The 19,945-nt window shown below is 66.8% G+C and carries 23 protein-coding genes; 2 read left to right on the top strand and 21 right to left on the bottom strand.

The genetic code is table 11. The annotated features are described in order from the left end of the window. Positions 1–3: 3 nt before the first annotated feature. From fliP to BM244_RS16180, 13 genes are read right to left on the bottom strand one after another with little or no spacing between them, the layout of a single operon-like run. Positions 4–951, bottom strand: a complete 948-nt coding sequence (gene fliP / locus BM244_RS16240) for a flagellar type III secretion system pore protein FliP (RefSeq protein ID WP_093399942.1) — start codon at positions 949–951, stop codon at positions 4–6. Continuing rightward, positions 948–1,202, bottom strand: a complete 255-nt coding sequence (locus BM244_RS16235; protein ID WP_056054129.1) for a flagellar biosynthetic protein FliO — start codon at positions 1,200–1,202, stop codon at positions 948–950. The genes fliP and BM244_RS16235 overlap by 4 nt, the downstream gene beginning before the upstream one ends. 5 nt (positions 1,203–1,207) lie before the next feature. Further along, positions 1,208–1,510: a flagellar motor switch protein FliN gene (fliN, locus tag BM244_RS16230; RefSeq protein ID WP_093399941.1), complete on the bottom strand. Its 303-nt coding sequence runs from the start codon at positions 1,508–1,510 to the stop codon at positions 1,208–1,210. Next, positions 1,507–2,469, bottom strand: coding sequence for a flagellar motor switch protein FliM (locus tag BM244_RS16225; protein ID WP_093399940.1), 963 nt, complete (start codon positions 2,467–2,469; stop codon positions 1,507–1,509). Before BM244_RS16225 ends, fliN begins: the two co-directional genes overlap by 4 nt. Before the next feature lie 3 nt (positions 2,470–2,472). Continuing rightward, on the bottom strand, positions 2,473–3,102 hold the full coding sequence (locus BM244_RS16220) for a flagellar basal body-associated FliL family protein (RefSeq protein ID WP_093399939.1): 630 nt from the start codon (positions 3,100–3,102) through the stop codon (positions 2,473–2,475). A 19-nt stretch (positions 3,103–3,121) separates the two neighbouring features. After that, complete coding sequence (locus BM244_RS16215) at positions 3,122–4,261, bottom strand: flagellar hook-length control protein FliK (protein ID WP_093399938.1); 1,140 nt, start codon at positions 4,259–4,261, stop codon at positions 3,122–3,124. A 33-nt stretch (positions 4,262–4,294) separates the two neighbouring features. Further along, the gene (locus BM244_RS16210) at positions 4,295–4,720 is read right to left on the bottom strand and encodes a hypothetical protein (RefSeq protein WP_093399937.1); all 426 of its coding nucleotides are present in this window, start codon (positions 4,718–4,720) and stop codon (positions 4,295–4,297) included. A gap of 1 nt (position 4,721) precedes the next feature. Further along, the gene (locus BM244_RS16205; RefSeq protein ID WP_093399936.1) at positions 4,722–6,047 is read right to left on the bottom strand and encodes a FliI/YscN family ATPase; all 1,326 of its coding nucleotides are present in this window, start codon (positions 6,045–6,047) and stop codon (positions 4,722–4,724) included. After that, positions 6,041–6,778, bottom strand: coding sequence for a FliH/SctL family protein (locus BM244_RS16200; protein WP_093399935.1), 738 nt, complete (start codon positions 6,776–6,778; stop codon positions 6,041–6,043). Before BM244_RS16200 ends, BM244_RS16205 begins: the two co-directional genes overlap by 7 nt. After that, positions 6,771–7,781 carry a flagellar motor switch protein FliG gene (fliG, locus tag BM244_RS16195; protein ID WP_093399934.1) on the bottom strand — a complete coding sequence of 337 codons (1,011 nt, stop codon included), beginning with the start codon at positions 7,779–7,781 and terminating at the stop codon, positions 6,771–6,773. The genes BM244_RS16200 and fliG overlap by 8 nt, the downstream gene beginning before the upstream one ends. Beyond that, on the bottom strand, positions 7,778–9,439 hold the full coding sequence (gene fliF, locus BM244_RS16190; RefSeq protein WP_093399933.1) for a flagellar basal-body MS-ring/collar protein FliF: 1,662 nt from the start codon (positions 9,437–9,439) through the stop codon (positions 7,778–7,780). Before fliF ends, fliG begins: the two co-directional genes overlap by 4 nt. Before the next feature lies 1 nt (position 9,440). Beyond that, the gene (fliE, locus tag BM244_RS16185; protein WP_093399932.1) at positions 9,441–9,803 is read right to left on the bottom strand and encodes a flagellar hook-basal body complex protein FliE; all 363 of its coding nucleotides are present in this window, start codon (positions 9,801–9,803) and stop codon (positions 9,441–9,443) included. After that, a complete protein-coding gene (locus tag BM244_RS16180; RefSeq protein WP_093399931.1) occupies positions 9,800–11,101 on the bottom strand; it encodes a sigma-54 interaction domain-containing protein in 1,302 nt (433 codons plus the stop codon). Before BM244_RS16180 ends, fliE begins: the two co-directional genes overlap by 4 nt. A gap of 307 nt (positions 11,102–11,408) precedes the next feature. On the opposite strand from BM244_RS16180, the gene BM244_RS16175 reads away from it, so the two are divergent. Both BM244_RS16175 and BM244_RS16170 read left to right on the top strand, forming a co-directional pair. Next, positions 11,409–12,452, top strand: a complete 1,044-nt coding sequence (locus tag BM244_RS16175; protein WP_093399930.1) for a flagellin N-terminal helical domain-containing protein — start codon at positions 11,409–11,411, stop codon at positions 12,450–12,452. A gap of 186 nt (positions 12,453–12,638) precedes the next feature. Continuing rightward, on the top strand, positions 12,639–12,938 hold the full coding sequence (locus BM244_RS16170; protein WP_093399929.1) for a putative quinol monooxygenase: 300 nt from the start codon (positions 12,639–12,641) through the stop codon (positions 12,936–12,938). A 271-nt stretch (positions 12,939–13,209) separates the two neighbouring features. Here the strand turns inward: BM244_RS16170 and BM244_RS16165 are convergent, their stop codons facing one another. The 8 genes from BM244_RS16165 to BM244_RS16130 form a co-directional block, all read right to left on the bottom strand. Further along, the gene (locus BM244_RS16165) at positions 13,210–13,959 is read right to left on the bottom strand and encodes a FliA/WhiG family RNA polymerase sigma factor (protein WP_093399928.1); all 750 of its coding nucleotides are present in this window, start codon (positions 13,957–13,959) and stop codon (positions 13,210–13,212) included. Further along, positions 13,956–16,016, bottom strand: a complete 2,061-nt coding sequence (flhA, locus tag BM244_RS16160; RefSeq protein WP_056054189.1) for a flagellar biosynthesis protein FlhA — start codon at positions 16,014–16,016, stop codon at positions 13,956–13,958. The genes BM244_RS16165 and flhA overlap by 4 nt, the downstream gene beginning before the upstream one ends. Before the next feature lie 3 nt (positions 16,017–16,019). Beyond that, positions 16,020–16,865 carry a flagellar biosynthesis protein FlgJ gene (locus tag BM244_RS16155; protein WP_093399927.1) on the bottom strand — a complete coding sequence of 282 codons (846 nt, stop codon included), beginning with the start codon at positions 16,863–16,865 and terminating at the stop codon, positions 16,020–16,022. A 211-nt stretch (positions 16,866–17,076) separates the two neighbouring features. Then, complete coding sequence (locus BM244_RS16150) at positions 17,077–17,394, bottom strand: flagellar protein FlgN (RefSeq protein ID WP_093399926.1); 318 nt, start codon at positions 17,392–17,394, stop codon at positions 17,077–17,079. Beyond that, positions 17,381–17,677 carry a flagellar biosynthesis anti-sigma factor FlgM gene (flgM, locus tag BM244_RS16145; RefSeq protein ID WP_093399925.1) on the bottom strand — a complete coding sequence of 99 codons (297 nt, stop codon included), beginning with the start codon at positions 17,675–17,677 and terminating at the stop codon, positions 17,381–17,383. Before flgM ends, BM244_RS16150 begins: the two co-directional genes overlap by 14 nt. Positions 17,678–17,762: 85 nt before the next feature. Next, complete coding sequence (locus tag BM244_RS16140) at positions 17,763–18,257, bottom strand: flagella basal body P-ring formation protein FlgA (RefSeq protein WP_093399924.1); 495 nt, start codon at positions 18,255–18,257, stop codon at positions 17,763–17,765. After that, positions 18,254–18,775 carry a hypothetical protein gene (locus BM244_RS16135; protein WP_254784488.1) on the bottom strand — a complete coding sequence of 174 codons (522 nt, stop codon included), beginning with the start codon at positions 18,773–18,775 and terminating at the stop codon, positions 18,254–18,256. The genes BM244_RS16140 and BM244_RS16135 overlap by 4 nt, the downstream gene beginning before the upstream one ends. Next, positions 18,772–19,446 carry a motility protein A gene (locus tag BM244_RS16130; RefSeq protein WP_093399923.1) on the bottom strand — a complete coding sequence of 225 codons (675 nt, stop codon included), beginning with the start codon at positions 19,444–19,446 and terminating at the stop codon, positions 18,772–18,774. The genes BM244_RS16135 and BM244_RS16130 overlap by 4 nt, the downstream gene beginning before the upstream one ends. Positions 19,447–19,945: the final 499 nt, after the last annotated feature.

Below are 19,945 nucleotides of genomic sequence, written 5' to 3'. Positions count from 1 at the left end.
TTCTCAGGTCGCGAACGAGTTGGCGAGGCTGCCCATCGTCAGCGCCCAGCCATCGACCAGCACGAACAGCAGCAGCTTGAACGGCATCGAGATGATCGTCGGCGACAACATCGCCATGCCGAGCGACATCAGCACGGTCGCGACGACGAGGTCGATAACGATGAACGGTAGGAAGATGAGGAAGCCGATCTGGAATGCGGTCTTCAGCTCGGACGTGACGAACGCGGGGAGCAGTACCGAGAAGGGAATGTCGGTCGGCGTCGCATAGGGGCCAGATTTCGCGATCTGCGCAAACATCGTGACGTCCTTGATCCGCGTCTGCTTCACCATGAACGCGTGCAGCGGGACGCCCGCGGTGGTGATCATCTGCGTGCCGGCGAGTTGCCCGGCGGCATAGGGCTGGATCGCGGTCGTGTTGATCTGGCTGATCGTCGGCGCCATGATGAAGAAGGACAGGAACAGCGACAGCCCGAGCAGCACCTGGTTCGGCGGCGTCTGCTGGAGGCCGAGCGCCTGGCGCAGGATCGCGAGCACGATGATGATCCGCGTGAAGCTGGTCATCATCAGCAGGATGCCCGGCAGGACCGTGAGCAGCCCCATGATGATGAGGACTTGCAACGATAGCGACAGCGAACCGCTCTGGCCGGTATTGCCCGCGGCCTGGCCACCGAGCTGGCCCAACGCGCGATCGACCGCGTCGCCGACGGCGGGGTTGGTCGGGGCGGGGACGCCTTGCGCGAAGGCGGGCATCGCGAGGAAGAGGGCGAGCAGGACGGCAAGGCCTATCCACAGCCATGCGTTTGCGCGCGGGCGCGACGCAGAATTATGCAGCGCACCGTTCGTGGCTCCTGGATTCCCGCGTACGCGGGAAAACGGTTTGGCGGTCGATGCGGCGAACAGGGCAGGGCCCGAGCCTTTCCGCGTCACCGTCGGACGAGCGACCGCGCTCATGCGTCGACCTTGTCGATCAGGTGCACGCCGCCACGGCCGACCGAGACGAGCAGCCGGCGGCCCTCAAAATCGATCACCGCGAGGCGCAGGCCCGGGGAGATCATCATCGTTTCCTTGACGCCGATCAGCCGTGTCGACGGCTTGCCCGGAATCCGGCTCTCGAACTTGCGCCACAGATAGAGGCAGCCGAACATCAGCCCGCATACCAGTGGGAGCAGGATGACGAGCTTGAGGATGTAGGTCCAGAGCATCGGGTTCAGCCGCGCCCGACGAGCGATTTGTCAGGCGACACGAGCTCGGTCATCCGCACGCCGAAGCGCTCGCCGACCGTCACCACTTCGCCGCGCCCGATCAGCGTGCCGTTTACGAACACGTCCAACAACTCGTTGGCCTGGCGGTCGAGTTCAATGACGCTGGATTCGCCTAGCGCCAGCAGCTCGCGCAGCGTCAGGCTGGTCGAGCCGATCTCGACGGTCAGCTTGACGTCGACATCCTGAAGCAGCCGGAAATTGGCGGCCACCGCGGAGTCCACCGGAAACCCGCCGGTCATGTCGTTCATGCTGCAAATCCTTCGTCGAAACGGGTAATCGAGGTGAGCTGGATGGCGGCGAAGCCGTTCGATGTGCCGACCGTACCGCAGCCGAGCCGGTTGTTGCCGACCATCACCGGCACGTCGCCCGAGATGGTGATCGGGATCACGTCGCCGGGCTTCAGATCCATCAGCATCGTCAACTTGACGACCGGCTCGGCGAGCACCGAGCGGATCGGGAAGCGGACGTTCATCGCCGCCCGCGTCAGCTCGGTGCGCCAGGCCGGATCGGGCTCGGCCGACTTGCCGACGACCTTCGCGGTCAACGACGGCGCATGCGGCTTCAGCGCGGACACGGGGTAGACGAGGTCGAGGAACACCGGCTTAGCGGTGCCCGCGGCGATACCGAAGCGCGTGACGATCATCGCGTCCTCGCCGTCGAGATCGGCGATCATGGCCGGATTTACCTCGACGCGGGTCGGCAGGAAGTCGAACCGCGCCATCGGCTCCCATGCGGTCTTCAGCGGCGCGGCGATCATCTGGCCGATCCGCGCGACCATCGCCTCGGCGGCGGGCGAGAATTCGGTCGGCAGCACGTGCGGCGCGGCACCGGTGCCACCGAAGAACATGTCGAGCATCTCGAGCACGAACTTGCCGTCCATGATGCACAGTGCCTGTGCCATGCCCGGCGTCATGATCAGCGGCAGCCACGCGGTCAGTGCATCGCTGCGCTCGGCCCGGTAATCGGTGAAGCGCTGGACCACCAGCGGCTCGGCCCAGCAGCGGACTTCCTGGCGGAGCAACGGCTCGAACACGGCGCGCAGGCCACGGGCGAACCGGGCGGAGAGATGCTGGAGGGAATGGAGGTCGCCGAACGGATTGAGCTTGGCCCCGCCGAGCACGCCCTGGTGCAACACGCCCTCCTTGGGCGCGCCGGAGCGATCCCGGTCGCGTCGCTCGCGTGTCTTTGCTGAAGGCTCGTTAACCATGCCTCACTGAACAACGAAACTGGTAAAGTAAACGTTACCGATGCCGCCGAAGCCTTCCTTCTGCTTGAGCGTATCGTTGATCGCCTTGGCCAATCTGACCTGCAACTGGCGCTTGCCGTCGCTGCTCATCACCTGCTCCTCGGTGGTGTCGCCGAGCGCCATCAGGATCGCCGACCGGACTGCGATATCGTTGGTTTTCAGGTTGGTGATGACGGTGTCGTCGTACGGCGTGGAGACCGCGACGCCCACCTGGACGAAGTGCACCGAGTCCTGGAGATTGGACGTGAAATCCTTCTCCATCGGGTAATAGGTGGAGGCGTATTTGTCGCCGCCCTGCCCTGCGGGGGGCTTCATCCCGTGGTTCTCCGGCGCAGCTTCCTCGCCACCATGACCGCCGCCTTCGCCGCCTTCGGTCGCGTGCTTCTGCTCGCTTTTGGGAACGAGTTTGGGCTTGCCGTCCTCTGCTTCGGTCGCGTGCTTGCCACCGCCGAGCAGCCCTGCATTGGACGCATACACGCCCGCGCCGACGCCACCGCCGACCAGCACCAGCAGCGCGACGCCGCCGATCAGGATCGTCTTCATCTTGCCCTTTTTCTTCGGGGCGGCGTCGGGCGTTTCTTTTGTGTCGCTCATGATTTCGGGGTCCTTCGGTTCAAGCGATTCGGATGTCGTCGGGTGCGTCCGCGATTACGGTCGAGACCGGCGCGGGGCGATTCGGGGTTTGCGGTGTTGCGGGCGCGCGCTGCTGTTGGGCACCGCTGTCGCCGAGCGAGCCTTGCGAAAGCTTCAACCCGCGCGCTTCGGCGAGTTCGGCGAGCCGTGGCTGCGCATCCGCCAGCAACGTCCGCGTTGCAGCCTGCTCGGCGTTGAAGTGGACGTGCACGGTGTCGCCCTCCGTCTTCACCGACACGTCGATCGCGCCGAGCGCGTCGGGGACGAGGCGAATACGCGTGTCGACCGCGTCAGCGGCGTCGCGGAGCATCTCGATCCGCTCGATCATCGCGTGCGGCCATCGCTCCTGACGCATGTCGAGTGGCGCCTGCTGCGCGTCGGCGACCTTGATCTCGTGGGTCGCAGCGGCACCGATTGGGGTCAGCGGCGTGTCGGACGGAGCGGCGGGGGTATCGGGCTCGTCGCGCTTCTTGGTTGCCGCCCGGATCGCTGCACCGAACACCATCGCAGCCGACGCGACCGTGCCGGGTTGCGGCTGGACGACATCCGGTTGTGCGACGGCGAGGGTGACGGGCGTCGTATCGGGCGTGGCCCAACGCGGCGCGTCGGTGGTCGGCGTGTCCACCGGCGTCTGCACGGCCGTCTTTACCGGTGGCATGGCAGCCATGATCGCAGCGGCGAGCTGCGTTGCGGGTGTGCCGCCGGCTTGGGGCGGCGCGGAGGGCAGGGGTGGTTGAGGCTCTATCGGAGCGGGGGTGGCGGCCTGTGGCTGCAATTGAGCGAAGGTCGGGCGCTGCACGCTAGTTGGTTGGCTGGTCGATGCATCAATGACGCGTGCACCGACCAGGGAAACGGGTGGGACAGGGGCGGGCGTCGCGACGATCGGCTGCCACACGAACGCGGCATCGGGCACGACATCCGGCAGCGGCAAGGCGTTGCCGGTCGCGGCGTCGTCCTGCCGGGGCTCTTCTTCCGGCACTGCGGCGGAAGATTCGGGTTTCGCCTCGTCGCTAACCTGCTCGAAGGCACCCGCGAAATCGCCCGACTCGCCGCCACCTTTCGCAGCAGAGGCGCGAGGGTGGAGAGGAACGGTACGGGAAAGGGTCGCGGTCTGGATCATGCGGGCACTCGCGTTCGGGCATCTGACCCTCACTCAGCAAGGATCGTGCCGAACCTTCCGCAAGGCTGGTGCCTCTTCCATCGCGCGGATCGCTTTCAGCACCGCGTCGGCGTCGGCGCGGGCGAGGAGCTTCTCGACCGCACTCTGATCGCGCTTGGCTGCGCGTGTGGCCTCGGCGGCGCGTTCGACATGATATTCGGCGGCCTGCACGCGCTCGACGGCGGCGTTGGCGGATTGTTGCAGGCGATCGCGGTAATGTGCAGCGGCGCCGAGCGAGACGGCGACCTGCGTTTCATGGACCGGCGCGACGGCTTCGGCGAGCAACGCGATACGGCCCGACAATGCCTGTTCGCTGGCGAACTTGTCGTGCGCACGCGCTTCGTCGGCGCGGGTCAGGCCGAGTTGGAGCGTGCGGACGCGGTGGATGCGCGCCAGCGTCTTGCTGCGGGCATCCGCCATCTCAGCCGCCGAACACGCCGGTCAGTTCGGCGACCGCATCGATCAACGACACGTTCTCGTCGGCGTCCTGGCGGATATATTCCATGACGGCGGGGTGGCAGGCGATCGCCGCGTCGATCGCGGGATCGGCACCGTGGCGGTAGGCGCCCATCAGGACGAGATCGCGGTTTTCTTCGTATGTCGCGAGGTGACGGCGGAGTGTGCGCGCGGCCTTGGCGTGGTGCGAGGGTACGATGTCGGTCATCACGCGGCTGACCGACGGGCCGATGTCGATCGCGGGATACACGCCACGCTCGGCGAGCTGGCGGTTGAGGACGATGTGGCCGTCGAGGATCGAGCGGGCGGAGTCGACCACGGGGTCGTTGCCGTCGTCGCCATCTGCGAGCACCGTGTAGATCGCGGTGATCGAGCCACCGGTGTGGACGTCGACGCCTGCGCGTTCGATCAGGTTCGGCAGCATGGCTATGGCGGAGGGCGGATAGCCGCGCGCGGATGCGGGTTCGCCGAGCGCGAGGCCGATCTCGCGACCGGCATGCGCGACGCGGGTCAACGAATCCATGATGAGGAGCACTTTCTTGCCCTCGTCGCGAAACGATTCGGCGATCGCGTGGGCCCGGAGCGCGCCGCGAATGCGGAGAACCGGCGAATGGTTGGCGGGGACGGCGACGACGACCGAACGCTTTCGCGCGGCGCCCGCGACCTTGGTTTCGAGGAAGTCGGCGACTTCGCGGCTGCGCTCGCCGATCAGGCCGATGACGATCACGTCGGCCTGGGCGGCGCGGACGATCATGCCGAGCAGCACCGACTTGCCGACGCCCGAGCCGGCCATGATGCCGACGCGCTGACCTTGGCCGATCGTCAGCAGGCCGTTGATCGCACGGACGCCGACGTCGAGCGGTTCGAGCACGCGACCACGATCAAGCGGCGACTGGAGCTTGCCGGCGAGCGGCCAGCGACCCGCGCCGCGGATCGGGCCGAGACCGTCGATCGGCTTGCCGGCGCCGTCGACGACACGACCGAGCATGGCCGCCCCGACTTCGGCTTCCCCCGGCGCACCGATCGGCTTGACCGGTGCGCGCGGAAGGAGGGCCGCGGCGCCGCCGAGGTTCATCATCAACGTGCGGCCGTTGCGGAAGCCGATGACTTCGGCCTCGACGCTCGCCCCGCCTTCGCCGACCTGGCAGACGGTGCCGACCGGGAGGGTCAGGCCGACCGCTTCCATGAGCAGGCCGTCGAACGAGGCGAGGCGGCCTGAGACCTTTGGCTTGGCGACGAAATCGGCGTTGGAGAGGGTTTCGAGATAGTCGGCGGTAAAGCGGTTCAGCATTTGGGCACCGGCACGCGATCGATCGCTTGCGCGAGTTGATCGAGCCAGAGTTCGGGGCCGTCTTCAACGATCGTCGATGCGCTTTCGAGCACGAAGCTGCCGCGCGTAACGTTCGAGTCGCCCGCTGCGAAGATCGACTTCGGCAACCGGCCTTCAAGCAACGCGACGTCGTCCGGATGCACACGGAGCAGCGCTGATTCGGCGGAGTCGGACAGGAGCTCGGCAGCCGATTCAATCCGCCCTGCGAGGACGTCAGGGGCGATACCTACTTCGCCGACGAGTTTCGAGACGAGGAATAACACCGTCTGGCGAAGCTGGGCGGCGACTCGATCGCGGTCGATCCGGTCGTTGCCGAGCGCGCTGGCGAGGTCGCCGAGCAACGCGCCATCGCGTGCCGCTGTCTCCTGCGCGGCCGCGGCTGCGGCGGCGAGACCCTCCGCATAGCCGGCGGCATGCGCGTCGGCGAGCGGATCGATGAACGACGATTCACTCACCGGATCGAGCGGATCCCAGCCGGCGGTCGGGTTTACGTCCTTATCGGCTGGACTGAAGTGACGTGGGGTGCTCGGCTCCGACGAGAAGTTCGGCGATGCGAAGTTCGCGGGCCGCACCGTCGCACGCTCGCGAATATCCGCAGCCGCGAACCCGGAGGGCGGAGCAAATGCGCTCGCCAAGACGTGCGCGGTCGTCGTGTGGCGCGACGCGAAGCCCGCGGTGAAGCCGTTAGACATAATCGTCTTCCCCCCCGCCCATCTGGATCGTGCCGTCCTTCGCCAGACCGCGTGCGATCGCGATCATCGCCTTCTGTGCCTCGAGCACTTCGGCCAGTTTCATCGGGCCGCGTGCCTCCATCTCGTCGCGGATGCCGTCGGCGGCGCGCGCCGACATGCAGCCGAGGAAGCGGTTGCGGATGGTCTCGTCGACGCCCTTCAGGGACTTGGTCAGGATCTCACTGTCGACGTTGCGGATCAGCGTGCCGAGATTCTTGTCATCGAGCTCCAGCAGGTTGTCGAAGACGAACATCGCCTCCTCGATCGCCTTGGCGACGTCGCGGTCGATCTTGAACAGCTTCGGCATGACACGTTGTTCGGTGGCCTTGCGCGCGCCCGACAGGATCTTCGCGGCCTCGCGCGTGCCGCCGAGCGTGACGCCGGCCGAGCCCGGTGCCGCAGTGGTGCGGTTGGCGAGCAACGTCTTCAACGTCTCGACCGCCTCGGGCGTGATCGGACCCAGCCGCGCGATGCGGTGGAGGATGTCGGGCTGCACCGCGTCGGGGAGCAGTTCGAGTACCTGGCCGCCGATCGAAGCATCGAGATTGGCGATCAGCACGGCCGCGATCTGCGGATGCTCCTTCTCGATCATCGCCGCGATCTCGGGTGCGTCGAGCCAGTCGAGCAGTTCGAGTTCGCAGGCGGCCTCGGGCGGCGTGATGCGCGCGAGCACGCTTTCCGCCTTCTCGGGCCCAAGCGCGCGGTTCATCACCGCCTCGATCTGCGGGCGCGGGTCGAAGCCGATCGCGGTGCGCTCGCGGGCGCGGCCGACGAAATCGTCGAGCACGTCCTCGACCTCCTGCTCCGACACGTCGGCGACCTTGAACATCGCCGCGCCGAGCTGGCGGACTTCCTCGGGCTCGAGCTTCTGGAGGATGGCGGCCGCCTCCTCCTCGCCGACGAGCATCATCAGCACCGCGGCGCGCTCGACGCCGGTGTAGGTGCGGATGGCGACGTCGCTCACTTGGAGTCTGCCTTGATCATGTCGCGTACGGCCAGCGCGGCGCGCGTCGGATTGTCGCGGGTGAAGCCGCGGACCGCGCCGATCCGGTCGTCATAGCCGCGCGTGTTCTCGAGCTGGTCGAGGCTGACGGGGGCTGCGACCGCCATGCCGTCGCCGCTCGCCGTGCCGATCGGCTGGCCGAGTGCAGGGCGCGTGCCGGCATCATCGCGCTTCTTCATCAGTGCCTTGGCGATCGGGCGAACGCCGAGCAGCAGCACCAGCAGTGCGATCAGGATCGCGGTGCCGTTGCGCGCGAGCACCGGCAGCCACGCATTGTCGTACCAGGCGGGGCCGGCGGCGGCATCGGTGGCGCCGGCGAACTTGCGGCTGATGACCGTCACGTTGTCGTTGCGTGCCTGGTCGAACCCGACCGCGCTCTTCACGAGATCGCTGATCTGGTTGATCTCCATCGCGGTGCGGCGGCCCTTTTCGGGATCGCGGAGCAGGACGGCGACCGACAGGCGCTTGACCCCGCCCGGCGTAGCGCGCGTGACCGACACTTCGCGGCCGAGGTCGTAGGCGCGCTGATACTGGTCGGACTGCTTCATCGCGTCGGGGGCAGGGCCGCCGGCGACCGGCTGCGCACCGGTGTTGCCGGTCGCCGGCTGCGGCGTCGACAGCGTGCTCGCGGCAGGCGGGGTGTTGCTCAGCGCACCCGGAATGCCGCCCGGAGCAGCGCCCGCGCCGTCCTTCTGATTGCCGGTCCAGTTGCCCGTCTCGGCGCGCAGCACGCCCTGCTTCTCATAGCTTTCGCGCGTCGCCTGGCTCTCGTCGAGATTGACGTCGGCCTGCACTTCCGCGGTGAAGTTGCCCGCGCCGACGAGTGGCGTCAGCAGCGCGATCAGCTGCGTGCGATACTTGTCCTCGACGCGGCGCTGGATATCGATCCGCGCGTCGCTCGCCGCCCCTGCACCGTCGTTGCCGCCGGCTTTGGTGAGCAGTGCGCCCATCTGGTCGACGATCGTGACGGCCTCGGGCTTCATGCCGGGGACCGACGACGCGACGAGGTTGATGATCGAGCTGACCTGCGCATCGCTCAGCGAACGACCGCCCTGCAACTTCAGGATCACCGATGCGGAGGGCGCGGCGTTGTCGCGGACGAACACCGACGCTTCGGGCATGGCGAGATGCACGCGCGCCTCGGCGACCGCATCGATCTCCTCGATCGACTTCGCCATCTCGGACTCGCGCGCCTGGCGGAGGCGTTCGCCTTCCACCGCGCGCGACACGCCCATCGGCAGCTGGTCGAGGATCGCGTAACCGCCGGGCGCCGCTTTCGGCAGACCCTGGCCCGCCAGCAGCATCTTCGCGCGGCTGTAATCGTCCTCGCCGACCGTCAAAGCGCCGGTGCCTTCGTCGATATGGCTCTTGATGTTGGCCGTCGTCAGCGCGGACGTTACCGCGGCCTTGTCCGAATCGGGCAGGCCGCTGAACAGCGTCTTCTGCGTCGGCGTCGACAGGCCCATCCACGCAAGCGCGGCGGCCGCAATGAGGCCGACCATCAGCGCCATCGGCAGCGAACGGCGGACCGCGGGCTGCGCGAACGCGCCCTTGATCTGCTGGAGGGGATTGGCGAACCGTTCGGTCGCGCCGGATGTGGGGATGAGTGCGGTGCTCATATCAGACCGGCATGCTCATGATATCCTTGTAGGCGGACAGCAGCTTGTTGCGGACCTGCAACGTCGCCTCGAACCCGACCGACGCCTGCTGGCGGGCGAGCATCACTTTCGCGATGTCGACCGTCTCGCCGCGCTCATAGCTTTCGCTGAGCTTGGCGGCCTGGGTCTGGCCGTCGTTGACGCTCTTCAGCGCGGTTTCCATCGTGTCGGCAAAGCTGGTCGGCTTGACCGTATCGGTCGGTGCGACGTTCCCTGCGGCGCCAGCACGCGAGAGCGCCTGGTTGCGTTCGAGGATCTGCGAGCGCAGCGCCATAACGCGGTCGACGCTCATCGCACCGCCGCCAATGCCTGAGACGCCGCTCATGCCGAAGCTGCCCAATTCTGTGCGCTGCCGATGTCGTCACCCTGTTCGCGCGCCTTGGCGAGGCGATAGCGCAGCGTGCGTTCGGAAATGCCAAGGCGCTTTGCGGTCTCGATACGGCTGCCGTTGCACGCCTTCAGCGTCTCGCGGATCGCCGCAAACTCGCTCATCTGGACGATGTTGCCGAGCGTCTCTGGCTCCGCAGGCGCTGCGATGGGCGTGATCGGCGTAACGGACGCAGTGCGCTGAAACGTCATCGTCACCGGGCGGTCGAACACGATATGGTTCGCCTCGATCGTGTCACCGCCGCAGAACAGCAGCGCACGCTGGATCACGTTCTCCAGTTCGCGAACGTTGCCCGGCCAGTCGTGCAGCATCAGCTGCTCGATCGCCGCATGGCTCGGCCACGGAATGACGTTGCGCGCGCCGGCATGACGCAGGATCAGCGTCGCGGCGAGCGCGGGAATGTCCTGCGGGCGCTCGGCCAGCGACTTGGTCGCGAGCGGGAACACGGCAAGGCGGTAATAGAGATCGGCGCGGAACCGGCCTGCGGCGACTTCGGCGTGAAGGTCGCGGTTGGCGCAGGCGATCACGCGCACGTCGATCGGCTGCGGCACCGACGCGCCGAGCGGCACGACCTCGCGCTCCTGCAACACGCGGAGCAGTTTTGCCTGCAATTGCAGCGGCATCTCGGCGATTTCGTCCAACAAAATCGTGCCGCCATTCGCTGCGCGGAAGAACCCGTCGCCGCCCGCCGACGCGCCGGTGAACGCGCCCTTCTGGTGGCCGAACAGCAGCGCTTCGAGCATCGACTCGGGGAGCGCGGCGCAGTTGATCGCGATGAACGGCTTGTCCTTGCGCGCGGAGCCATTGTGGATGGCACGCGCGAGCACTTCCTTGCCGGTGCCGGTCGGACCGTTGATCAGCACGGTAATGTCAGCGGCGGCAACGCGCTCCGCCAGGGCAAGCAATGCGAGCGATTCGGGGTCGGCAGCGGTCGGCATGTCGGCCCCGCCGATCAGGGCGCGCGCGAAGCCGTTGCCGACCGCGGTGTCCTCTGCGGCGAAGCTGATCCGCGCCGGCGAACCGTTCCGTGACGGCGTCACTTCGCGACCATTGCAACCGATCACCACCGTGCGGGCCGGCGCAGCGATGCCCTCGCCGTCGGCGACCAGGAACAGGTCGTTCGCACCCGGCTGCGCGGTTTCGAACGAGCCTATGCCGAAGCCCTGGGCGCGCAACGACGAGACCAGCGCATATTTCCGCGAAGTGACTGCAGCGGATGGAAAAATAGAGCGCATTGAGTTCCCCCTGAACAATCGGGGGAATGCGGCATTAGTGGTAAACGCGCGGTTAAACTCTGCCGCCCCCCGGCAGGTTATTTCCGGTTTATTTCCGGGTGTGTGTCCGCGGTCACACTCGCGCACGTTCACGCGTGCCCGTCGCGCGTGCGTGAGCCCGCGCGCGACCGTGCGTGTGAGCCCGCACGAGACCGCACCACGGCGAATCTTTTTCGCTTAAGCCCGGTCCGAAGCGGCCGTTACCCACTTCGACGGCTCGGTCCTTCGCCATGGGGGCGGCGGGGAAGCCGGACACACGGAGACCAACATGACTGTGATCGGTACCAACATCGCAGCGCTGCGTTCGGCGAACGCATCGAACAGCGCCAGCGCAGCACTTTCGACCTCGATGGAGCGTCTGTCGACCGGCAAGCGCATCAACTCGGCGAAGGACGATGCCGCAGGCATGGCGATCGCCAGCTCGATGACGAGTCAGATCCGCGGCATGTCGCAGAGCATCCGCAACGCCAATGACGGCATCGCGCTGGCCCAGACCGCCGATGGCGCACTGAGCGAAGTGACCAACATGCTGCAGCGCGTGCGCGAACTCGGCGTCCAGTCGGCATCGGGCACCTACAGCAAGGACGACCGTGCCAACATGCAGGCCGAAGTCACGCAGCTGACCTCGCAGATCTCCAGCACGCTGAACAGCGCCGAGTTCAACGGCGTGAAGCTGTTCGACACGACCACCAGCGGCACCGGTACAAAGACAACCATCCAGACCGGTGCGAACGGTGGCCAGAAGGTCGATGTGAATATCGGTAACTTGTCCTCGCAGGTGACCCTCAAGACTACGGTCAAGGGTGCGCTTGATACGGCCGTTGGGGCTGCCGACCCGGATACAACGCATACCGTGACCATGGATGATTTCGTTGCTGGCGGTAAGCTCGCTGGTGCGACGATTAAAGCGTCGGACGTTGGAACGACGTCGTCGCTCAAGCAGGGCGACCAGTTTTTCAAGGCTGATAACTCGAAAGCAATCATGACCAAGGATGCTGGTGCACTGACTGCTCTGTCGGTCGGTGATACCGACGCTGCCAACTCGACGCTGATGGCGGTCGACAAGATGCTCAAGGACGTCAGCACGGTTCGCGCAGGGATCGGCGCATCCGAGAGCCAGCTCCAGTCGGCGGTCAACAACCTGACCAACACCGTGACCAACCTGTCGGACGCCAAGAGCCGCATCGAGGACACCGACTTCTCGGCCGAGACGACCGCACTCGCCAAGGCGCAGATCCTGAGCCAGGCATCGACCGCAATGCTCAGCCAGGCGAACCAGAGCCAGCAGAGCGTTCTGAAGCTGCTTCAGTAATCCGGACCGGCACCGGCACCGCCCCCCCAAGGGTGTCGGTGCCGATCGGACCCGCCTTGCTTCCCAGAAGCGGGGGGCGGAGAAAACCTCGGTGGCGCAAGCCATCGGGGTTTTTGCGTCTTGGGTCATAGTGCGCCGCGCGCATGCCGGCTTTGCGGTGCAGGCGCGCGCGGGTAGACCCGGACAATGTTGTTGATCGTGGGAACCGTGCGACTGCCGGCCGGGACGTTGGATGCGGCGCGACCGATCATGCAGCGGATGGTCGAAGCCAGCCGGCTGGAGCGTGGCTGCGTCGATTATGCGTATGCAGAGGACGTCCTGGAACCCGGCCTGATCCACGTGAAGGAGACGTGGACGGATCAGGCCGCGCTCGATCGCCATTTCGCGTCGGCGCATATCGCCGAATGGCGTGCAGCCTGGCCGAGCCTCGGTATCGGCGATCGCGACCTGAGTCTCTACGACGTCGGCGAACCCCGCCGGACGTAGCGCGCGCCAGGGCCGATCGATATTCAGCGTTTATGGCAGTATGTCTGGCAGTGTTTCGGGGTCGCGACGGCCTTATTATCGGCCGTCACCCCAGACCCTTCGGCTTTGCATAGGACAGCCTGGTTCCGGGGGACCGCGATTCCGCAAAACCGAATTCTATCGATTTTGGGTCACCCTAAATGCCGGAACCAGGCTCTCCTGCGCAAAGCCGAAGGGCCCGGCATGACAGGAAAGAGTGGATCCAGCGGTTCAAACTGAATGTCGATCCGACCTAGACCTGCCGCGCGAGCGCCTTCTTCAGTTTCGCGTGCGCGGACGCCTTGATCTGGCACACGCGCGCGGAGCCGACGCCGAAGACTTCGCCGATCTCCTCAAGGTTGAGTTCCTCGACGTAGTATAGCTGGATCACCTGCGCTTCGCGTTCCGGCAAGGCGGTGATCGCGGCGATCAGGGCTTCGCGCATGTCGCTGTCCGCGAGTTGCTCGAACGCGTCCGGGCTGTCGTCGGCGAACCAAGGCAGGTCATCTGCATACATCTCGTCGATCGAGTCGAAGCGGATCGCGTCGGCGGTGACGTAGTCGGTGCGGAGTTTCTCGATTGTCACGCCGATATGCTCTGCGATCATGTCTTCTCCGGGAGCCTTCCCCCTGCGGGCGGTTAGCGTCGAGATAGCCTCGGCATACTGGCGACGGCGACGCATCGCGCCTCGCGTCGACGTGGCCTGGCGGCGGAGTTCGTCGATCATGCTGCCGCGCAGGCGGGTGATGAGGTAGGTCTTGAACGGCATGCCGCGCTCGTCGAAATTCGCGGCGGCCTCGACCAGTGCTACCAGGCCGACCTGGATCAAATCCTCGACCTCGACGCTGCTGCTCATGCTGCCGTGGACGTGCCAGGCGATCCGGCGGACCAGCGGGAGGTGCTGTTTGACGAGCTGGTCCGCATCGCCGCCGGGGCGTTGGTGCGGGCGATACGTCAGCGGCTGCGCATCGGCGAAGGCACCGCGCATCGGGAGGGCGCTCATGCCGCCAGCGCCTGTTGCGAGGCACCGATGACCGCGACGACTTCGACCGCCTTCTCCTCGGGCACTTCGAAGAACGACATCACCGGCGTATCGGGCAGGCACGTCCGCACCAGCTTGCGAATGGCGATGCGGATGGTCGGCTGGACGACCAGCGCGAACGGTTTCGCCTCGGCGATCAGCGGTTCGGCGGCGCGTTGCAGCGCCTCGACGATGCGGCGGCCGAGATCGGGTTCGATGACGTGGCGGCGCGATTGATCGGCGCGCATCGCCTGGCCGAGCAGACCTTCCAATTGACCCTCCAACGTCATGACGCGCAGCGGTTCGCGCACGCCGCACAGTTTCTGGATGATGAGCGCGCCGAGCTCGGGACGGATCGTCTCGATGATCTCCTCGGCGTCCTGCGTGCGCTGCGCGGCGACCGCGATCGCGCCGGCGATGCGACGGAATTCCTTGAGCGGCACGTTCTCCGCGAGCAGACCTTTCAGGACCTGCGTCAGCGTCGTGATCGGCAGCGGTGCGAGCGCGGCGACCAGCTGCGCAGCGCGCTCCTTGAGACCGTCGAGCAACGCCTGCACTTCGTCCTGACCGAGCAGCTCGGACGCGTTCTGGCCGAGCAGGTGATTGAGGTGCGTCGCCATCACCGTGCCGGGATCGACCACGAGATAGCCCGCGCCGGTCGCAGCATCGGCATCGCCCGCATCGACCCAGGTCGCGTCGAGCCCGAAGGTGGGATCCTTGACCTTCTTGCCGAACAGGTCGCCGAACGCCTGGCCGGTGTCGAGCGCGAGCATCTCGTCGGGCGACACGGTATCCTCGCCGACGACGACGCCGTTGACGAGGATCCGGTAGACATAGGGCGCGAGGTTGATGTCGTCGCGCACGCGGACCTGCGGCACGACGAAGCCCAGTTCCTTCGACAACTGACGACGCACGCCGGTGATCCGCCCCATCAGTGGTGACCCGCGTCGCTCGTCGGCGAGCGGCACGAGGCCGTAGCCGATGTCGAGATTGACCTGCATGCCATCCGTAACTTCCTCCCAGCCGATCTTCGACTGGTCGATCGTCTCGACGGGGACGACCACGACGGGGGCAGGACGGCGCTCGATCTGGCGCAGCTTCCACGCGGCGAACCCGGCGATCGCCGCGGCAGGGAGGATCACCATGTGCGGCATGCCGGGCAGGATGCCGAGCAGCGCGAGGATGACCGCGACTGGCGTCCAGGTGCGGGGGCTACCGAACTGGCCGCCGATCTGGCCGGCGAGATCCTTGTCGGAGGTGACGCGCGTGACGATCGAGGCGGCGGCGATGGACAGCATCAGTGATGGCAACTGCGCGACGAGCGCGTCGCCGATCGCGAGCAGGATGTAGTTGTGCGCGGCATCCGCGATCGTCATGCCGTGGCTGACGGGGCCGAGGATCAGGCCGCCGATGATGTTGGCGGCGAGGATCAGCATCGCCGCGACCGCATCGCCCTTCACGAACTTCGACGAGCCGTCCATCGAGCCGTAGAAATCGGCTTCGGTGGAGACTTCGACGCGGCGTGCCTTGGCTTCGTCGGGGGTGATGAGGCCAGCGTTCAGGTCGGCGTCGATCGCCATCTGCTTGCCGGGGAGCGCGTCGAGCGTGAAGCGCGCGCTGACTTCGGAGACGCGGCCGGCGCCCTTGGTAACGACGATCATGTTGATGATCATCAGGATCGCGAAGACGAAGATGCCGACGACGTAATCGCCACCGATCAGGAACGTGCCGAACGCCTCGATGACGTGGCCCGCCGCGCTCTCGCCTTCGTGGCCGTGGACCAGCACGATGCGCGTGGAGGCGACGTTGAGACCGAGGCGGAACAGCGTGGCGAACAGGAGGACGGTCGGGAAGGCGGAGAAATCGAGCGGCTTCTGTGCGTTGAGCGCGACCATCAGCACCGCGAGGCTGATCGCGATGTTCGCCACGAAGAAGATGTCGAGCATGAACGCCGGGATCGGCACGACCATGACGAGCACGAGCAGCAGGATCGCGAGCGGCAGGACCGACGCCCTGGCGTTGGAGAGGATGCGGTTCATGGCTTAGCCGCCCAACCGTGCGAGCATCATGTAGGCGAGCCGCGCGGTATCGGGCGTCGGGCGCAGGACGTTCACCGCGGTCTGGGCCGTCTTGCCGGTGAACTTGTTCATCGCGGTGGTCGCCCAGGCGAGCGCGTCGTCGGCGCTTTCGTTGTTGCCGGTGATGACCGTGCTGCCGTTCATGTCGAGCGCCTGCGCGGCGTAGTTGGCGGGCGTCGCGGTCGCGCTTGCGCCCGCGGCGGCACCGCCGAGCTTGTCGGCGAACCGGTCGTAGATCGCCGACAGCGTGCGCGGCTGGTTGTTCGAATCGTAGAAGACGTTGTGGTTCGCGCGGGCCGCGGCCGGAAATAGTGCGGCGCCGCTCGCCTGCGGGTTGGCCTGCATGGTCTTGAGGAACTTGGTCGCGCCGCCGAGCCCCATGAAGTGCGCCATATACAGGTCGGTGCCCGACGCCGGTCGGTTCAGCGTGCCTTCGAGCGAGGCCTTGTTGTCCGACGCGTATTCGGCGGCCATCAGCGAGGCGGCGTTGGGATCGTTGCGCAGCGCGAGGATCGCCGCCTTGGTGCCGGCATCGCCGACCGAGAGGCGGCCGCTCGACGACTGGCCGATGCTGTTCGCAGCCCACGCCATGCCGTGCTCGGAACCGTGCTTCTTGACGACCGACAACCAGCTCTGTTCGATGAACTGATAAAGGCCCGAGGCGCTCGACGTGCCGGCCTTGGCATTGGCGTTGAGCCCGCTCTCGAGTTTCGCCTGGCCCAGCAGATAGTCGAAATCCACGCCCGTCTTGCTGCTCGCAAGCGCGATCGCGGACTGGATCCGGCCGGTAGTGATAGGATTGACAATCATGCCCGTGTGCGGTGCCCCTGGTTCAGGGGATACTCAGCAAGGGGCGTGCCAGTTTTAATAAGTGCAGGCTGTATTCACCCGGTCCACGACGATCTCCCCTCCCTGGAAGGGAGGGGCAGGGGGTGGGTAGGCCGGCTTGAGCCACCACGGTCTGGAGATTGCGGAAGGCGACCCACCCCCAACCCCTCCCTTCCAGGAAGGGGCGCAGAAGTCAGGCGTACGCGGCGCGCAACCCCGGCCGATACCCGGCAACGGCACCGTCGCCGGTCAGGGTTTGCAGGCGGCGGCGGACATTTGCCGCCATCAAGTTGGTGTAGATCCGGCACGTCTCGTTGAGCCGGTTCGCCTCGTCGGCCAGCTCCCGGATATCCGTGCCCGCGGGCCCGGTGCCGAGCAGCGCGACCTCTTCGATCCCGGCGAGCTTGTCGGCGGTCGCGCGCTCGAGGCTGGCGACGTCGTTCGACTTGAGCGCGGCGATCTCGGCGTGCAGCGCGTCGATCACGCGGATCAGGGCATCACGCCTTTTCATTGGAATTCCAGGCCAGGCTGAGCGCCATCAACCGGTCGGCGATGGTTGCGGGAAGGATGGGGAAGGTGCCGCTGGCGATCGCCTTCTTGATTTCGGCGACGCGGGCGGCGTTGACCGGCGGGGCGGACGCCATCGTCTTGGCGATCGCGATCGATTCCGGCGCCACCGACGTTTGCTTGGGCAGAACCGACGTCTGAACGGCCATCGTCGGCGTCGCCGCGGCGATACGCGCGACGGAGCGATCTCCTGCTACTGACGGCTTCGCGCCGATCGAGTCCACCATGTCCGCATCCTCTGGTTTGCGCTGACATCAGGAGAAACGGCTGCAATCAGAAAACCTTTAGCAAAATTAATCTGTTCGTTTGAAATTAGTTCGACCAGCCGGGAAGGGTGGCTCGGCCAGCGTCGACCGCGATTGCCTGGACGGGCGTGCGTGTGTCGTCGACCTTGACCATGAAGCGGCCGCCGGGCGCGGCGTCGCCCATCGCGACGCCTTCGCGGCTGATCGAGAAGCCCTCCGTGCCCGCCTCGATCACGATCGGATCGCCGCGCTTGATGACGGGCGCGGCCTTTATCGCGGGAGCGAACGATGCGGCAATCGCGGCAGGGGCATTGGCCGGACGGATGACCGGCACGAAGATTCGCCACGCGGGGCCGGCGCACGATACGACCACCGCATCATGCTGTTCGGAGCGCCACGACAGCGACACTGTCGGACAGGTCGCGAGACGCAACCGCGCATCGACCGGCGTGCGCGCGCCGCCCTCGGCGCCGGTCGGGCGACCGGTGAACGCGGCGACCGATGCGTCGAGCGCGGCGGTATCCTGGAAGCTCGCGGCCATGAGCAGGATTGGAAGAATCATGGTTGGGTCCTTGGGGCTTCGCCGACAAAGGCGACCGAGACGATAGCGGCACGGCGGCCGGGCTTGGTGGCGGTGACGATCGCCACGCGGGACGGTGCGACCGCGGCGAGCGCGGCGGCGATGGTGCGTGCGCGGTCGGCGGCGAGGATCGCGGCGCTACCCGTTACGCGGTCGATATCGGCGGGCGTGCCGTCGGTCGATCCGGTGACGGTGAGCATCACGCGGGGGTCACGTGCCGCTTCCCTCGCCCAGGCGACGAGCGCGCCCGGCGTGGTCGGCAGAATCGCCGAGCCGGGCGCGAAATCGAGGATGCCGGCGGCGGCGACGGGCATCGGCGTCGGCTCGGTATCGTTCGCGCCGAAGCCTTCGCGGATGCCCTTGGCGAGGTCCTTGGCGCCGATATGCTGCGTGGCTTGCAGGAGCACGAGGAAGCCGACCAGCAACAAGGCGAGGTCGGCGAGCGTGATCAGCCACAGCGGCTTGCCGGTCGGTGCGTCGGGATATTCGCTGGCGTTCATGCGACGGTCGCCAGCGTCGGCGGAGCGACCGGTGCGACATAGCCGCGCGGCGTCTCGCGTTCGGCGAGTGCGACGAGTGGTGCTTCGATACGCGCGCGCTCGAACGCCTCGTTACGCCCTTGTGCGCGGAGGCGGTTGGCAATCGGCATGAAGAGCAGGTTCGCGAACAGCGCGCCGTACAGCGTCGCGAGTAGCGCCACCGCCATCGCGCCGCCGATCGCGCCGGGATCGCTCATCGTCGCGAACATCTGCGTGAGGCCGATCAGCGTGCCGACCATGCCCATTGCAGGCGCGACCTCGGCAGCACCGGCCCAGACGTCGGCGGCGGCCGCGTGGCGTTCGATGCGGGCGCGGCGGCGGTGCTGGACTAGGGTGGCGACGTCGGTAGCCGAGGCGCCGTCGACGATCGCGGCGATCCCGGCAGCGACGTCGGCGTCGGTGATAACCGAGCGATCGAGCGCCATGACGCCGTGACGCTTGGCGATGCGGGCGAGGGCGGTGATCTGGAGAAGCAGCGGATCGGCGTCGAACCGACCTCGGCCGAGGGTGGTGATGGCAGCGAGTGCTCGGCCGAGGTCGCGCAGGGGGGTGCGGAGGACGACGGCGAGCGTCGTGCCGCCACCGACGATGGCAAGTGCTGCGGGGTCGAGGAGTTGGGCGAGCGTGATCATGTGCGTGGGGTGATGCAAGGGGTGGGCCAGATTGTCGGGGGCGTCCTGCGTGATGTCCGGGGCTTGGTCTTCTGTTCCCCCTCCCTCGTGAAGGGAGGGGCTAGGGGTGGGTGGGTTCGTTGCAGGCGCTGGGGTTCACCAAGCGGCCCACCCACCCCCGGCCCCTCCCTTCACGAGGGAGGGGAGAAGACGGGTGATGCGGGCGGCCAAGCAACTACCTCCCCGGGAGGCCGGGGCCCAATTGGGGGACGTCGCTAACTGAGTCTGCGCTTCGTTACTGCGACCTTTCCAATTGGGCCCCGGCCTTCGCCGGGGTGGTGGCAGCGGGTGAGAGACGGCGCCCTCCTCCTTGTTCTCCCGCGAAGGCGGGAGCCCAGACTGGGTCCCCGCCTTCGCGGGGAAACATCGTGATGGCGCGGGCCGGCAGTTCGGTTTGCCGTTTTCAATAGGCCACCGCACCAACCGGCAACCCCCTTGCCGCCCACCCCTGCAACACCGG

The organism is Sphingomonas sp. OK281, from assembly GCF_900115295.1.
Lineage (GTDB): Bacteria > Pseudomonadota > Alphaproteobacteria > Sphingomonadales > Sphingomonadaceae > Sphingomonas.
Note: the sequence above shows the minus strand (reverse complement) of the source record. Positions and strands in the feature narration are given on the sequence as shown.